The sequence below is a fragment of the Pseudoleptotrichia goodfellowii genome (genome assembly GCF_007990505.1).
Classification (GTDB): domain Bacteria; phylum Fusobacteriota; class Fusobacteriia; order Fusobacteriales; family Leptotrichiaceae; genus Pseudoleptotrichia; species Pseudoleptotrichia goodfellowii.
The window spans coordinates 629,696-644,893 of record NZ_AP019822.1; the positions used below are offsets into that span (position 1 = coordinate 629,696).

A 15,198-nucleotide genomic window follows, 5' to 3' on the forward strand; every position below is an offset into this window, starting at 1 on the left:
AGGAATGTAACAATGGCAGTTACAACAGCATTAATTAAAGAATTAAGAGAAAGAACAGGAGCCGGGATGCTTGACTGTAAAAAAGCATTGGAAGAAAATGGCGGAGATATAGAAAAAGCAATAGACTGGCTAAGAGAAAAAGGAATAGCAAAAGCAGCTAAAAAATCAGGGAGAGTTGCAGCAGAAGGATTGGTATTCGGAGCAGTTTCAGCTGACAGAAAAAAAGGTGCCATTCTTGAATTTAACTCTGAAACGGATTTTGTTGCTAAAAATGACGAGTTTAAATCTTTCGGAGAAAAATTGGTTCAATTATCACTTACTCATGATGTAACAAGTGAAGATGAATTAAAAGCTTTAGAAGTAGAAGGTAAGAAAATAGAAGATGTTTTAACTGAATTAATCGCTAAAATCGGTGAAAACATGAACATAAGAAGATTGAAATTAGTTAAGACTGACGGATTTGTTGAAACTTATATTCACTTAGGCGGAAAAATAGGGGTATTAGTAAATGTTGCGGGAGAAGCAATACCTGAAAATGTTGAAAAAGCTAAAGGAGTTGCTATGCATATAGCAGCTATGGATCCGAGATATCTTGATGCAAGTCAGGTAACGCCTGAGGACCTTGAAAGAGAAAAAGAAATCGCAAGACATCAATTGGAACAAGAAGGAAAGCCTGCTAATATCGTGGAAAAAATATTAGAAGGAAAAATGAGAAAATTCTATGAAGAAAATTGTCTTGTAAATCAAAAATATGTCAGAGATGACAGTTTAACTATTGAAAAATTTATAGCCCCTCTTTCAATAGTTTCATTTGACAGATTCAAAGTCGGAGAAGGAATAGAAAAAGATGATGTAGATTTTGCAGCTGAAGTTGCTGCAATGGCAGGAAATTAATATAAAGGGGATTGTAAATCCCCTTATTTTTTAAATTAAGGAGGTTCCGATGCTCAAGTATAAGAGAATATTATTGAAATTAAGTGGAGAAGCACTTGCAGGAAAGAAGGAATTCGGATTTTCGGATGAAGTTCTTGAAAGTTTTGCCAGACAAATAAAAGAAGTTCATGACAAAAGAGTGGAAATTGCGATAGTTATAGGTGGAGGAAATATATTCAGAGGAGCTACAGGTACTTCAAAAGGTGTCGACAGAGTAACAGGAGACACTATGGGAATGCTTGCAACTATTATGAACGGTCTTGCTCTTCAAAATGCCATAGAACATTTTGATATACCGACAAGGGTGCTGACAGCAGTTCAAATGCCTCAGGTGGCAGAGCCTTTTATAAGAAGAAGGGCGATAAGACATTTGGAAAAAGGAAGAGTAGTAATATTTGCAGGAGGAACGGGAAATCCTTATTTTACAACTGATTCAAGCGGAGCGTTGAGAGCATTGGAAATAAATGCCGATATACTTGCAAAAGGTACGAAAGTGGACGGAATTTATGACAAAGATCCTATGAAAAATAAAAATGCGGTAAAATACGAAACTGTAACTTATGACGAAGCTATTTCAAAAAATTTAGGAGTAATGGATACGGCAGCTCTTTCATTGTGCAAAGAAAATAAAATGCCGATAATTGTTTTTAATGCTTTGGAAGAAGGAAATATTCTGAAAATGGTTGAAGGAGAAAAAATAGGAACTTTGGTTGTAGATTAAAATTAAAAAGATACAGTTTAAAATAAAAAAATTGTGAAAAGCAATAAATTTTTTAAAATTTAGTTGCAAAAATTCAAAACAAAGTATATAATAAGACAAATATAATATAAAGTTTAAGGCGGTGTAAAATGTTAGATACGATTTTAAAAGAAACTGAAGACAGAATGCATAAAGCTTTGGAAAATACAAAAGATAAATTTTCTCATGTGAGAGCGGGAAGAGCCAGTGTTTCTATGCTTGACGGGGTAAGTGTGGAAGCATACGGTGTAATGACACCTTTAAATCAGGTAGGTACTGTGTCTGCTCCTGAAGCGAGATTATTAACAATAGATCCTTGGGATAAATCTATAATTCCTGCTATTGAAAAAGTTATTTTGCAGGCAAATTTGGGATTTAATCCTTCAAATGACGGGAAAATAATAAGACTGGTAGTTCCTGAACTGACAGAAGATCGTAGAAAAGAATATGTAAAATTAGTAAAAAAAGAGGCTGAAGAAGGAAAAGTTGCAATAAGAAATGTAAGAAAAGATGTAAATAATAAAATAAGAAAATTGGAAAAAGACAGTGAAATTACAGAAGATGAACTTAAATCAGGGGAAGAAAAAGTGCAGAAAATGACGGATAAATTTATTGCTGAAATAGATGATGTGTTGGCAAAAAAAGAAAAAGAACTGTTAAAAGTATAAAGTATATTGAAATAAAAACAAAATCGAAAAATAAAAGGAGTCAGTAATGTCCAGATTTACAAGATTTATTAATTTTTTCAGAACGAAAAAAAATATTGCTATTGATTTAGGAACATCAAATGTTTTAATTTATGATAAACAGAGAAAAAAAATAGTTTTAAACGAGCCTTCGATTTTAGTAAAGGATAAAAAAAGCGGAGAAATTGTTGCTATAGGAACTGAAGCAAAAGAAATGCTCGGAAAAACTTCGGACAGTCTTGTTGTTATAAAGCCTTTAAGTGAAGGAGTTATATCGGATATAGATGCTACGAGAGAAATGCTTAATATATTTGTAAAAAGAATATACGGAGGGTCTCCTTTCAGACCTGAAATAATGATTTGCGTTCCTGCACAAGTTACAAGTATCGAAAGAAGAGCAATTTTTGATGCTGCCATAGGAGCAAAAAAAATATACCTTATTGAAGAAGGGAGAGCAGCTGTATTGGGATCAGGAGTAAATATATCTCTGCCTGAAGGAAATACTGTTATTGATATAGGCGGAGGCTCTACGGATATAGCTATTTTATCTCTTGATGAAATTATAACAAGTAAATCCATAAGAGTAGCAGGTAATAATTTCGATCAGGATATAATAAAGTATGTTAAGAAAAAGTTTGATTTATTGATAGGAGATAAAACTGCCGAAAATCTTAAAAAAGAAATAGGAACTGCTATGGTTGTTTCGGGAGATGAAAATATAACTACTACTATAAAAGGAAGAGATTTGACGACAGGAATACCTAAAGTGATTGAAATTAATTCCAATCAGGTAAGAGAAGCTATAGAAGATTCTGTAAACGAAATAATAACCGCATTAAAAGAAGTTCTTGAGCAATGCCCTCCGGAATTATCTGCAGATATACTTAATAACGGAGTAGTTTTGACAGGAGGAGGTTCTCTTTTAAGAAATTTTGATAAGTTAATCGAAGAAAGAGTGCAAATACCTATAAACAGATCTACAAATTCATTGGAATCTGTAGTTATGGGCGGAGGTCTTGCATTTGATAATAAAAAACTTATGAGAACTTTGGAAATGAGAGAAATATAATTTTAAAAAATTACAAATAAAAAACGCAGAGTAAAGAATGATAAAAGACATTTTGAGTACTCTGCTTTTTTTATTTTGAAATTATATTCGGTTTTGGAATATTTTTTGTAGAAATTTAAAAAGAAAAATGATACTATTAATTGAAATATAAATTAACTGAACTGAAATCAGAAAATTTTTTGGAGGTTTTATGAAAAAAAGAATCATCTTGGGAATAATAGTTTTAATAGCAACATTTAACACTTTTTCAGAGGAACTTTCTTCAGAAGAACTGTTTAATACCGGACTTAAATATCATACCGAAAAAAATTATAAAGAAGCTGAAAAATATTATAAAGAATCATTTTTGAAAAAAGCCGACGGAGATACTGCTTATAATCTTGGAGTTTTATATGATACCACAAAAGATGTAAAACAGGCTGAAAAATATTATAAAGAAGCTGTGAGATTGGGACAGGTAAAGGCTTATTATAAATTGGGATATTTATATTCAAAAAATAAAAATAAAAATCTTGCAATAGAAAACTATAAACAGGCAGTGGAAAAGACAAAAAATGTAGATGCAATGTACAATTTAGGGCTGATATACGAAGAAACAAACCAAAAAAATGAAGCAATAAAGTATTTTCAAATGGCTGCCGATAAAGGAGATAAAGATTCTTATGATAATTTGGGAAATCTGTATATGGAAACGGGAAATCTTGCTTTAGCTGAAAAAAATTACAAAATAGCTGCGGATAAGTATAATAATGCTGAAGCAGCATATAATCTCGGTGTGCTTTACGAGAAAAAGAACGATAATAAAAATGCGATAAAATATTTTGAGAAAGCAATGTCAGCAGGGATAAAAGGAGGATACTACAGACTGGGTCTTTTATATGACGAGGTAAAAGACTCTAAAAAAGCTGAACAGTATTATAAATTGGCTGTAGATAAAGAAAATGACGACACGGCTGCATATAATCTGGCAGTACTTTATGAAAAATCGGGAAAATTGTCTGAAGCTGAGAAATATTTTTTGAGTGCCTATAATAAAAATAAGACAGGAAAATCGGCTTTGAATTTGGGAACGATTTACGAGAAACAGAAAAAATATGATTTGGCGGAAAAATATTATAAAGAAGCTATGAATTCAGGAGAAAAACAGAAAGCGGCATATAACTTGATATACTTGTATCAGGAACAGAACAAAGGAGAAAAAGCGGCAGAAATATTAAAGAATATGGACGGAGTAAATGAAGATCCGGAATTGCTTTATAATATTGCCCTTTCCTATGACACTGCCAATAATAAAGTCGAAGCCGAAAAATATTATTTGAAAGCAATAGAAAAAGGGAAACTTACCATAGCTATGAATAACCTTGCTATACTTTATTATGAGCAGAAAAAACTTCAGGAATCTTTGAAATATTATAAAATTTTAGTAGATGATTACGGTAAAACTGAAAATGCTTATAATACAGGATTAATTTACTCTCAGCTGAAACAGCCGAAGGAAGCGATAAAGTATTTTGAAATAGCATTGAATAAAGCGGGAAATAAAAATGCTCTGTATAATCTCGGTGTTTCCTATTATGATTTGGGAGACAAAAATACTGCAAAAAAATATTTGAAACAGGCTGCAGGCAACGGAGATAAAGATGCTCAGCTGATGCTCGACGGAATGGAGTAAAAGCCAAAAATTTTATATAATTTTGAAAATTTAAAAGATTAAAATTAAAGGAGATTTGTAATTATGAAAGGAAATACATTAAAAATAATTTTATTCTTAATCTTATCTGTTTGTTCATTTTCTATTAATTATGATGAATATTTGAGAAAAGAACTTACAGATTTTGGTGTCAGAAAAAATTCAATAGATACTTTTTTTCAAGGAAAAAAGGCACTTGAAGAGATGGCACCGATTAATGAGATAGAAGCTTTATTTTTTAAAGCTATAGAGTTGGATAAGAGAAATTATATGGCCTATCAATATTTAGGAACAGAAGCTTTAATACATGACAGAGATAAAAATAAGAGTATAGAATATTATAAAAAGTCATTGAAAATTAATCCTAAAAATTTTGAAATATATTTGAATATGGGATATATATATGAAGAAGAGGGAAATTATGAAATGGCTTTTAAAGAATATGAAAAACTTAAAAAGATAGTCCCTAATTCTCCTGAAAGTTATTACGCTGCAGCATCTTTAAATTTCAAATTGGGAAAATTTTCAAATATGTTGAATGATGCTCAAAAAGCTCTCAAATTATATGAGAGTCCGTCATATAATTTGGATATGAAAGAAAAGTATATAATGGATGCACAGTTTTTAATTTTAGTAAGTTTTTTTGAACAGGAAAAATACGAAGAAGCATTAAATTACTTTTTTATTGTCGGTCCGAACATGAAAAAGAACAATTTTGACAGTTTTCCTAAATTATTGAACGTAGCAACAGAGGTTATTAATACAAAATTAGAATCTAAAAATAAGAAAATATATGAAGAAAAATTGAAAAAAATAAAAAGATAGAAAACAATTAATTAAAATAAATAAGGTAGGAAAAGTATGATAATAGGGCTGACAGGCGGAATCGGGACAGGAAAAAGTACGGTGAGTAATATATTCAGGCAAAAAGGAATTCCTGTTGTAGATGCTGATATTATTGCAAGAGAAGTTATTGATTATCCTGAAGTAGTGAATATGATAGTTGAAAATTTTGGCTCGGAAATACTGGAAGAGGAAACAGAGCAGGAAAAGGGGCAAAATAAATTTAAAAAGAAGAAAATTTCCAGAAATAAATTGGGACAAATAGTATTCAAAGATGAAAAAAAGGTGGGTATATTAAACTCTATAATGCATCCTTTAATTATAAAAGTAATGAAAGAGCAGACAGAAAAGCTCAAAAAAGATAATAAAATAATAGTTGCGGATGTACCGTTACTTTTTGAAATTCATCTTGAAAAAGAATTTGATATTACAGTACTGGTTTATGCGGATAAAGAAACACAGATAAAAAGAATTATGAAAAGAGACAAGAGAACATTGGAACAGGCTGAGGATATTATAAATTCTCAAATGGATATCGAGGAAAAAAAGAAAAAAAGTAACTATATTATTTACAATAACGGAGATTTTGAAAAATTAACCGAAAAAACTGAAAAATTTTTGAAAAGTCTCAAAAATATGTAAAAGAAGTCAAAAGAGGTGTAAAAAATGAAAGTGTTCAGAAGATTAGTTTTATTAGCAGTTATACTATGTTTAGGGTGGTTAAGCATTCCTTTTAATGTTCTTGTTTTAGGAAGCGATGCAAGGCCGAATCAACCTCTGAAAGGGTCAAGAAGTGACGGAATAATAGTTCTTAAGGTTACTCCTCTTCTTGCTAAAATTCAGATGATATCAATTCCGAGGGATACTTATACGGATGTTCCCTGTGAAAAAGGCGGAAAAGTGGATAAAATAAATCATTCGTATGCTTTCGGCGGGAGAGAATGTACGATAAAAGCAGTGGAAGAACTGCTCGATACAAAAATAAATTACAGTGTTTTATTCAGATTTGATGATGTAATAGCTCTGACAGATATAATCGGAGGCGTGGATATAGTTTCAAATCATACGTTTACACAGGATAATCAGTCGTTTGTACAGGGACAGGCTTATAATATAAAGGGAGAAAGAGCCTTAGCTTACACAAGACACAGAAAAACCGACAGTGCTTTTAAAAGAGATGAAAGACAAAGACAGGTTATTCAGAGTATTGCAAAAAAACTTGTTTCACCTGCAGGATGGCAGTATATTCCGGGAGTGCGTAATTATATGCAGGAAAAAATGGAAGTTTCATTTAATCCTTTAAGAATAATATCTACTTTACCGGCTATACTTATAAACAAAACGAATTTTGAGCAGCACGAGATAAAAGGTGACGGAAAAATGATAAAAGGAGTATGGTACTTTATTCCTGAACAAAGTTCTTTGGATGAAGCAAAAAAGGACTTTAAAATATATTTTTAAAAAAGGAGATTATTTTGGAAATAAAAAAATCGGAATTTGTAAAGTCGGCTGTCTATGAGAAAGATTATCCTGAAAAAAAAGGGATAGAATTTTCTTTTATAGGTAGATCCAACGTGGGAAAGTCTTCTCTTATAAATTCCCTTACTAATAGAAGAAATTTGGCGAGAACAAGTAAAACTCCGGGAAGAACACAACTTATAAATTATTTTCTGATAGACAGTGAAATATATTTTGTAGATTTGCCGGGATACGGTTTTGCAAAAGTACCCGAAGCGGTAAAAAGAAACTGGGGAAATACAATAGAAACTTATTTAAAATCCGAAAGAGACAAAGTAGTGTTTTTGCTTCTGGATTTGCGAAGAATCCCTTCGGGGGAAGATATGGAAATGCTCAGATGGCTTGAACATTATAATATCGAATATTATATAATTTTTACGAAGTCGGACAAGTTATCCAATAATGAAAAAGCAAAACAGTTAAAGGAAATAAAAAAGAAACTGGAATTTAACAATGAAGATGTGTTTTTCAGTTCTGCATTGAAAAATACAGGGAAAGAAGAATTATTGGATTTTATATATGAAAAGGTAAAAAATTATTATAAAAATAAATAATACAAAAAAGGAGTGATTTTAATGCCGATATTGATGATAATTTTGGCGATTGTTGCAGTTTTGATTTTAATAGGAGTAGGTGCATACAATAAATATATCAGATTGAAAAATTTGAACGAAGAAGGATGGAGCGGAATAGAAGTTTATTTGCAAAAAAGACTTGATTTGATTCCTAACCTTGTAAATACTGTAAAAGGTTATGCTACACATGAAAAAGAAACTTTGGAAAATGTAGTAAGACTTAGAAGCCAGATGATGTCCATAGACACAAAGGATATAGATAATATTGAAAAAATTCAGAAATTGGAAAATGAAATGACAAAAACATTGAGATCGATAATGATGTTACAGGAAAACTATCCTGATTTAAAGGCTAATGAGAATTTTATGAGTTTACAGGCTCAATTATCTCAAATAGAGTCCGAAATACAAAATTCAAGAAAATATTATAACGGAACTGCAAGGGACAGAAATACTTTTGTAGAAACATTTCCTAATAATATAATAGGAGGCTTTTTAGGATTTAAAAAAGCTGAGTTCTTTAATGCTGCTGAAGGAGCAGAAAAAGCACCTGAAGTTAAGTTTTAAGAGAGAGCGGAGTTAATTAAATAATAGGGAGAAGTTTGATGGATGCGGTTATAAAAATGGGAATAATAACATTAACAATACTTTTAATATACAGTTTTATCACATGGCTGTTATTCGGAAAAGAAGACGATTATAAAAAAGATGTTATTTCTATTTATGAGGCACCGAAAGAATTGTCTTCCATGTTTGTATCGTATATTTTAAAGAAAAATAAAATTTTGTCCTTTGAGTTATTTTATATAGGAGTGTTGTCATTAATAGAAAAAGGATTTTTAACAGTAGAAGATACTGCGATTTTTGATGAAAAGAAAAATAGCAGTATTTTTCTTTATTTTTTTCCGCCTGACAAAGAAAATATGGAAGTAATAAACTGTACTTTAAATAAAGAATTGATAAGTGACACGCACTATAGAAGAAAAGTTTTGTTTGAAGAAGAGGAAATGCTTTTAGATGCTCTTTCGGATAAGGGAAATATTTTTTATGGTAAATTGAATGAACTTTTTAATGAAATAAAGAAAAACTTTAAATACAAATATAAAAGCAGATATAATAAAAAAAGGCTTTATAAAGGGAATAAAATGTTTTTAATACCGTTTGTATTAGCCGTAACAGCTTTCGGAGTCTTTGCCTGTGTATACGGGAAAGAGGATGGAATACTGTTGTTGATTATTTTTCCTATTCTTTTTTGGGTTATAATTTTTTCTTTATTGGATATTTCTGTTATTTTTAGCAGTTTACTTTCTATACCGGTTAAAATAATATGCGGAATAATTTTTCTGTTTTTTACTTGCCAGACTTTTCTTTTAGCATTAGAAATTATATTTTCAGTAGGGTTACCTTCATTAATTCCGATATTGATTACCGCACTTTTTATTATTTATATAAAAGTATTAGGAAAATATACACCTGAAGGAATAGAACAGTTGAAAATAATCGAAGGTATAAGAAAATATATTAAAAGCCAGAGAAAAATGATATTTAACAAAGAGGAAGACTTGATAAATCATTTCAGAACACTGCTTTCTTATACTGCTGCAATGAATGTGGAAAAAGAAACTCTTGAATTGATAGAAAAAGATATTGAAATATCGATTTTCAAGGAAAGAAGAGATTATATAAGAGAAAAATTATGTATAAATTATTATGAAAACAGAAAAGAATACGAAAAAGAATATATAAAATATATTTTCCCAAAAATATACAGATAAAGGAAAGGAGAGGACGAATGGAATATAAGAGTTGCAGAAAACAAAAGAAAATTTTAGTAATATTATTTACGTTTTTTTCTTTTTTTCTGATTAATTCAAAGGCGTTGAAAGCCGAAACGATAAAAAATTACAACGTTACAATCCAGATAAATAAAGATGCTACTTTGACTGTAAATGAAGTAATAGATTATGAATTTGATGTGATGAAACACGGTATTTACAGAGATATTCCTTTGAGATCCCGAAAAGAAGGATTTGACATTTACAGGTCTTATGTGAGAATGAATTCGGTTAAAAGAAACGGAGAGCCTGAACATTATTCTTCGAAAAGTTTTGATGAAGGAATAAGATATAGAGTAGGTTCTGCCAATACATATGTGAATCAGGGACTGAATACATATGAATTTAATTATACTATTTATAATGCAGTGTTTGAAAAAGACGGAATTTATCAAATATATTACAATGCAATAGGACAATTTTGGGAAGTGCCTATAGAGAAAGCGACAGTAACTGTGAAATTTTCTCCTTACGGCAGTCAAATTGAACCGAAAGAAATAGAGAAACTGGAAGTTTATACAGGAAGTTACGGAGAAAAATCCGATAATTACAATATTGATGAAAAGAGCGGGGAAATAAAAATCAGTACAAAAAATGAGCTTAGCCCTGACAGCGGACTTACATTTATGTTAAATTTGAAAACAGACAAAATAAATCCGACTTTTTTAGATAAACTGAAGCTGATTTATTATACAAATCCAATAATTATATTGGGACCTGTTATATTGGTTATTCTGGCGATATATGCTTTCATAACATGGATTTTATTCGGAAGAGATCCTGCACGGAAAGCGATAATACCTGAGTTTAATTTACCGAAAGATATGTCGGCAATGTTTGCAGCTTATATGGACGGAGCAAGGGATCCTAAGGAAATTATGAATGTCGGAGTTTTATCCTTACTTTCCAAAGGATATATAACTGCCGAAGATAAAGATGGTGACGGGAAAAATGTAAAATATAATAAAAATACAGAAAAAACAAATAATGAGAAAAAGGAACTATACAGTGAAGAAATAAAGCTTTATAATGCTTTGTCTTCGAGTAAAAATAATATTTTCAAAGATGGAGATGCTCTTTACAGTACAGGAATAAGCATTTTAAAAAATTTAGGCGATAAGTACAATAAAATTATTTATAGGCATAATTACGGATTTTTAGTTCCGTTTATACTTGCGATTCCTGTTTTGGTTATTTTTTCATTAGGTGGAGGAAACAGTAAAATAGGAATGGAAAGCGGATCTTATTTTTTAATATTCTTTTATATATTGGGAGTATTCGGATCAATACTGCATTCCATATTTAGAGAAATCAATAAAATTTTTATTTTAGTTGGAGTGACAATAATAGTTATGCTTGTATCTCTAAGCATGGGAATACCGATTTTTGTAATGGCTATATGTTTTCTTGTGTTATTTTTCGGATATATGAAACTTATAGGGAAATATACAAATGAAGGTATAAGAAAAAAAGAATATCTTCAAGGAATGAAAATGTATATAAAAACTGCAGAAGAAAATCAGATAAAGAAATTTAACGATGTAGATGAAATGGTAAGTTATTTTAAAGGAATATTGCCTTTTGCAGTGGCTCTCGGAGTAAAAAATGAAGCGATTAAATTAATGAGAAAAGCTATAAAAATGAATCATTTTAATGAAAGTGACTTCAACAGAAATCAAACCTTGGATCTTTGGGTTTATAATGATTACGCATTGAGAAGCTCTTTGTCAAGAGAATATAATACTGCACAGGAAAAAGTATATAAAGAAAAATTCAGTTCTTCAAGAGGAGGTTCATCGGGAGGCTTCGGTGGAGGAGGATTTTCCAGTGGTGGTGGGTTCTCCGGAGGAGGTTCCGGCGGAGGCGGAGGCGGAAGCTGGTAATGCTTCTGCCGAATTAAATATAAATAAAGGGATTTTCCGAATAAGTCTATATTCAAGAAAATCCCTTTTAAATTATAAATATTCAATTGTATTTTGGAAAGTATAGTTTACTTTGTTATTAATAACCTAAATTAAAGTCATAACCGACACCTAGAGAAACTCTTCTGTAGTCGGCTTTATGGTCTTTTTGTCCTACAGTGTATTTTCCTTTGTTTTCTTTATACATAACGTCTACATTAAGGTTATTAAAGTTAATACCTCCTCCTACTCCGTAGTACAATCCGTCTTTAGCTTTATTGGTATTGATAGAGTATCCTAAATCTCCTTTCACATAAGGTTTTACAGTTGTTCCTGTGTCAAAATTGTATTTTGCAGTAGCATACACAGGAACTGAATTATAAAGAGTTCCTCTGTCTTTTTTCAGTTTGCTGTGGAACTGATAAGATGTACCTCCTCCTAATTCAAGTCCAGGAATAACTTCGTATCTGTATTCCGCTCCTACTTCTCCGGCATTTCCTTTTGCTTTAGTGGAAGAATTTTTGAAATAATATTTTCCTCCTGTATCCCAAGCACCTTTAATTTCAACTTTACTTGCTGCAAAAGAAGCAGCTCCGATTACTAAAAATAATCCTAATAGTGATTTTTTCATTTTATCCGCCTTTCTTTGTTTAACAAACAAATCTTAATTAATTTATACAGATAAAAACAGACTTATTTCCTGTTTTTTATCTACACCAAGTTTACACTGAATGACTTATAAGTCAGTTAGAATAAAATATACATCTTCTTTTTATTTCAGTATAAAAAAATATGACATATTGTGCTATAATAAATTTGTATTAAATAATTAAAAGAAGGAGACATGTTATTTATGTGTAATATTGTAGTGAGTGATTTGGACGGTACATTAATTCCGATCAGGAAGTGTCGGAAATTTCAAAAAAAGTTATAAAAAAGTTAATAGAAAAGGGCAAAAAATTTTATATAGCTACAGGAAGGGCGTATCCTGATGCCAAAAATATAATGGAATCTATAGGGATAAAAATACCTCTGATTTCAGCAAACGGAGCAGTTATAAACGATGCTGACGGAAAAGAAATATACAGAAACAATTTGGATGAAAAATATAAAAATATAATGCTGGACATAGATTATCTGGGAATATCCGACAGTATTCATATAAATGTTTACAGTGACAACAGATGGTTTTTAACGGATAAGGAAAGAAAAATAAATCCTTTTGAAGAAGAACCCGAATATATGTATGAAGTCGTAACTCCTGAAGAAGTAAGAAAAAAAGATATTACAAAAATATTTTATATAGGAAAACATAATGATTTGCTCAAATTGGAAAAGGTAATATTTGACAGAACTAACGGAGAAGTAAATGTGAAATTTACCCATCCTGAATGTCTTGAAATATTTGATATAAATGCCACAAAAGCAAATGCAATAAAAAGATTAGGACTGATAGATGGATTTACTTTTGAGGATGTAGTGGCTTTCGGTGACGGATTTAATGATTATGAAATGCTGAAAGAGGCAAAAAAAGGATTTATTATGAAAAATGCCCATTATTCCCTGAAAGAAGCACTTCCGCATTTGGAAATTGTGTCTAGTAATTCAAAAAACGGTGTTGCAAAAAAACTGATAGAATTGTATAATATATAAGAATATTTCATGAGGATCCGTTGCTGTCCTCATACTCCCACTGTCTGTGATCTTTGCTTCTGCGTCGATTGCGGTTTGAGGGGGAATTAAAAAAATAAGGTAGAGGTGATATAAATGTACGGAACAGTAAAAAATGAAGCAGGAATGCTTTTCAGCGGAAATAACTTTAAAGTAGTTAAAAAAATTTTAAAAACGGGAGAATTGATTCCTTCTCATAATCATGAGGAAGAAGAAATAGTTTTTTCCGTTTTAAAAGGAAAAATGGAAATGTTTTTGAATGATACTGAAAAACATGTTCTTGTGCCGGGAGATATATTGAATTTTGACGGTGTAAACTTTATACAAGGTACAGCATTGGAAGATTCCGAAATAAATGTAACTTTAGTGAAGAAATAAATTTAAAAAAAGAGGTTGTTTCAAAACAGAAAAATAAAATCTTTTCAATAATTTCCGTTATTGATAAATATCAATGATTAAGGAAATACGGGAGTGATGATGTTCTCGTTTTGTAAAACCTCTTTTTAATTCGGAGATTTGAGAATGAGAATTGGAATTGTAGCCGAGTATAATCCGTTTCATAACGGTCATTTATATCAAATTAATAAAATAAAAGAAATTTTCGGAAAAGATATCTTCCTTGTTATAATAATAAGCGGAGATTTCGTTCAAAGAGGGGAACTTTCGTTTTTAAATAAATGGGAGAAAACGAAAATTGCTCTTGAAAACGGAGTTGATCTGGTAGCGGAACTGCCTTTGTATTATTCGATTCAGAATGCCGAAATTTTTTCCGGAACAGCTACGGAGATTCTTGATTATCTGGGAGTCGATATACAGATTTTCGGGGCTGAAGAAGAGAATATTGAAAAACTTGAAGAAGTGATAAAACTTCAATCAAAACAAAGTTACAAAAAAAAGTTAATGGATTTTATAAAAGCAGGGAACAGCTACAGTACATCCCAGAAACTTGTTTTAAATGAGTACGGCTACGAAGATATAGTGAAATCCAATAATATATTGGGATTGGAATATATTCGGGCAATAAGAAAAAAAAAGCTGGAAATAAAACCTTATGTTATTAAACGTGAAATTTCCGAATATAATGAAGATAAAGTAGAAAAAGACAGGTTCGATATGGCAAGTGCTTCGTTTATAAGAAAAGAGATTGAGGAAAATAACTTTGAGAAAATAAAAAGATTTGTTCCCGAAAATACTTATGAAATGCTGAAAGAGAAGATAAAAAAAAGAAAAGAAAAAGGGATAGATGATATCATTTTAAAAAATGAGATTTTTAAAATGGTAAAATATAAATTTTTAACGTATTCAAAGAAAGAAATAATAAAAATATATGATACGACAGAGGAAATTTATGTTAGAATATACAATGGATTAAAAGAATCTTCAAGTTATAATGAGTTTGTAAAAAACATCAAATCGAGAAATTTTTCAACTAAAAGAATTGAAAGAATTATAATGAATACATTTTTGAATGTTACCCTTAAAAATTCTGATTTTAGAGTCGACTATGTACGGATTTTAGGCTTTAACCGTAAAGGAAGGGAATATTTGAAAAAAATAAAAGATAAATTCGGAAACGGGAAAAAAATTTTTGTGAACTGGAAAGATATAGAAAAAGATGAAGAAATTAACAGGGAAAAAATAAATATTGAAAAAAACGGATTTTTGGTAAAAGAATTGCTGTTTGAAGAAAAAGAAAGGCTTAATCCTGTTATTATTGAATAAGTTTTGAAGTAAAAGG

The 15,198-nt window shown here is 30.6% G+C and carries 16 protein-coding genes; 15 read left to right on the forward strand and 1 reads right to left on the reverse strand.

Features of this window, described 5'->3' with window-relative positions:
* The first annotated feature begins 12 nt into the window (after positions 1-12).
* From tsf to FVE72_RS03255, 12 genes are all read left to right on the forward strand, one after another.
* The gene (gene tsf / locus FVE72_RS03200) at positions 13-894 is read left to right on the forward strand and encodes a translation elongation factor Ts (protein WP_026737234.1); all 882 of its coding nucleotides are present in this window, start codon (positions 13-15) and stop codon (positions 892-894) included.
* A gap of 49 nt (positions 895-943) precedes the next feature.
* Complete coding sequence (gene pyrH / locus FVE72_RS03205) at positions 944-1,654, forward strand: UMP kinase (RefSeq protein WP_006808297.1); 711 nt, start codon at positions 944-946, stop codon at positions 1,652-1,654.
* A gap of 128 nt (positions 1,655-1,782) precedes the next feature.
* The gene (gene frr, locus FVE72_RS03210) at positions 1,783-2,340 is read left to right on the forward strand and encodes a ribosome recycling factor (protein ID WP_006808305.1); all 558 of its coding nucleotides are present in this window, start codon (positions 1,783-1,785) and stop codon (positions 2,338-2,340) included.
* Positions 2,341-2,386: 46 nt separating this feature from the next.
* Positions 2,387-3,427 (forward strand): rod shape-determining protein, encoded by a 1,041-nt coding sequence (gene mreB, locus FVE72_RS03215; RefSeq protein ID WP_006808292.1) that lies wholly within the window; start codon positions 2,387-2,389, stop codon positions 3,425-3,427.
* Between the two features lie 190 nt (positions 3,428-3,617).
* Positions 3,618-5,099, forward strand: coding sequence for a tetratricopeptide repeat protein (locus tag FVE72_RS03220; RefSeq protein WP_036056048.1), 1,482 nt, complete (start codon positions 3,618-3,620; stop codon positions 5,097-5,099).
* A 63-nt stretch (positions 5,100-5,162) separates the two neighbouring features.
* Positions 5,163-5,942, forward strand: a complete 780-nt coding sequence (locus FVE72_RS03225; RefSeq protein ID WP_026737235.1) for a tetratricopeptide repeat protein — start codon at positions 5,163-5,165, stop codon at positions 5,940-5,942.
* Between the two features lie 36 nt (positions 5,943-5,978).
* Positions 5,979-6,602, forward strand: a complete 624-nt coding sequence (gene coaE / locus FVE72_RS03230) for a dephospho-CoA kinase (protein ID WP_026737236.1) — start codon at positions 5,979-5,981, stop codon at positions 6,600-6,602.
* 24 nt (positions 6,603-6,626) lie between these two features.
* Positions 6,627-7,421, forward strand: a complete 795-nt coding sequence (locus tag FVE72_RS03235; protein ID WP_006808294.1) for an LCP family protein — start codon at positions 6,627-6,629, stop codon at positions 7,419-7,421.
* 14 nt (positions 7,422-7,435) lie between these two features.
* Positions 7,436-8,032: a ribosome biogenesis GTP-binding protein YihA/YsxC gene (yihA, locus tag FVE72_RS03240; RefSeq protein ID WP_026737237.1), complete on the forward strand. Its 597-nt coding sequence runs from the start codon at positions 7,436-7,438 to the stop codon at positions 8,030-8,032.
* A 21-nt stretch (positions 8,033-8,053) separates the two neighbouring features.
* Positions 8,054-8,620, forward strand: coding sequence for a LemA family protein (locus tag FVE72_RS03245; protein WP_026737238.1), 567 nt, complete (start codon positions 8,054-8,056; stop codon positions 8,618-8,620).
* A 38-nt stretch (positions 8,621-8,658) separates the two neighbouring features.
* A complete protein-coding gene (locus FVE72_RS03250; RefSeq protein WP_026737239.1) occupies positions 8,659-9,828 on the forward strand; it encodes a DUF2207 family protein in 1,170 nt (389 codons plus the stop codon).
* Positions 9,829-9,845: 17 nt separating this feature from the next.
* Complete coding sequence (locus FVE72_RS03255) at positions 9,846-11,771, forward strand: DUF2207 domain-containing protein (protein ID WP_026737240.1); 1,926 nt, start codon at positions 9,846-9,848, stop codon at positions 11,769-11,771.
* A gap of 118 nt (positions 11,772-11,889) precedes the next feature.
* Here the strand turns inward: FVE72_RS03255 and FVE72_RS03260 are convergent, their stop codons facing one another.
* Positions 11,890-12,420, reverse strand: a complete 531-nt coding sequence (locus tag FVE72_RS03260) for an outer membrane beta-barrel protein (protein ID WP_026737241.1) — start codon at positions 12,418-12,420, stop codon at positions 11,890-11,892.
* Positions 12,421-12,695: 275 nt separating this feature from the next.
* On the opposite strand from FVE72_RS03260, the gene FVE72_RS03265 reads away from it, so the two are divergent.
* The 3 genes from FVE72_RS03265 (at position 12,696) to FVE72_RS03275 (ending at position 15,182) form a co-directional block, all read left to right on the forward strand.
* Positions 12,696-13,442, forward strand: coding sequence for a Cof-type HAD-IIB family hydrolase (locus tag FVE72_RS03265; RefSeq protein WP_232049470.1), 747 nt, complete (start codon positions 12,696-12,698; stop codon positions 13,440-13,442).
* A 114-nt stretch (positions 13,443-13,556) separates the two neighbouring features.
* Positions 13,557-13,838: a cupin domain-containing protein gene (locus FVE72_RS03270; protein WP_026737242.1), complete on the forward strand. Its 282-nt coding sequence runs from the start codon at positions 13,557-13,559 to the stop codon at positions 13,836-13,838.
* Positions 13,839-13,982: 144 nt separating this feature from the next.
* Entirely contained in the window at positions 13,983-15,182 is a 1,200-nt protein-coding gene (locus FVE72_RS03275; protein WP_026737243.1) for a tRNA(Met) cytidine acetate ligase, read from the forward strand.
* Positions 15,183-15,198 lie beyond the last annotated feature (16 nt).

Bases quoted from the DNA above. Each gene is read 5' to 3' on its own strand.
- tsf (WP_026737234.1), top strand. From the start codon at position 13: ATGGCAGTTACAACAGCATTAATTAAAGAATTAAGAGAAAGAACAGGA.
- FVE72_RS03245 (WP_026737238.1), top strand. From the start codon at position 8,054: ATGCCGATATTGATGATAATTTTGGCGATTGTTGCAGTTTTGATTTTA.
- FVE72_RS03255 (WP_026737240.1), top strand. From the start codon at position 9,846: ATGGAATATAAGAGTTGCAGAAAACAAAAGAAAATTTTAGTAATATTA.
- FVE72_RS03270 (WP_026737242.1), top strand. From the start codon at position 13,557: ATGTACGGAACAGTAAAAAATGAAGCAGGAATGCTTTTCAGCGGAAAT.
- mreB (WP_006808292.1), top strand. From the start codon at position 2,387: ATGTCCAGATTTACAAGATTTATTAATTTTTTCAGAACGAAAAAAAAT.
- FVE72_RS03250 (WP_026737239.1), top strand. From the start codon at position 8,659: ATGGATGCGGTTATAAAAATGGGAATAATAACATTAACAATACTTTTA.
- FVE72_RS03260 (WP_026737241.1), bottom strand. From the start codon at position 12,420: ATGAAAAAATCACTATTAGGATTATTTTTAGTAATCGGAGCTGCTTCT.
- FVE72_RS03225 (WP_026737235.1), top strand. From the start codon at position 5,163: ATGAAAGGAAATACATTAAAAATAATTTTATTCTTAATCTTATCTGTT.
- coaE (WP_026737236.1), top strand. From the start codon at position 5,979: ATGATAATAGGGCTGACAGGCGGAATCGGGACAGGAAAAAGTACGGTG.
- frr (WP_006808305.1), top strand. From the start codon at position 1,783: ATGTTAGATACGATTTTAAAAGAAACTGAAGACAGAATGCATAAAGCT.
- FVE72_RS03220 (WP_036056048.1), top strand. From the start codon at position 3,618: ATGAAAAAAAGAATCATCTTGGGAATAATAGTTTTAATAGCAACATTT.
- FVE72_RS03235 (WP_006808294.1), top strand. From the start codon at position 6,627: ATGAAAGTGTTCAGAAGATTAGTTTTATTAGCAGTTATACTATGTTTA.
- FVE72_RS03275 (WP_026737243.1), top strand. From the start codon at position 13,983: ATGAGAATTGGAATTGTAGCCGAGTATAATCCGTTTCATAACGGTCAT.
- pyrH (WP_006808297.1), top strand. From the start codon at position 944: ATGCTCAAGTATAAGAGAATATTATTGAAATTAAGTGGAGAAGCACTT.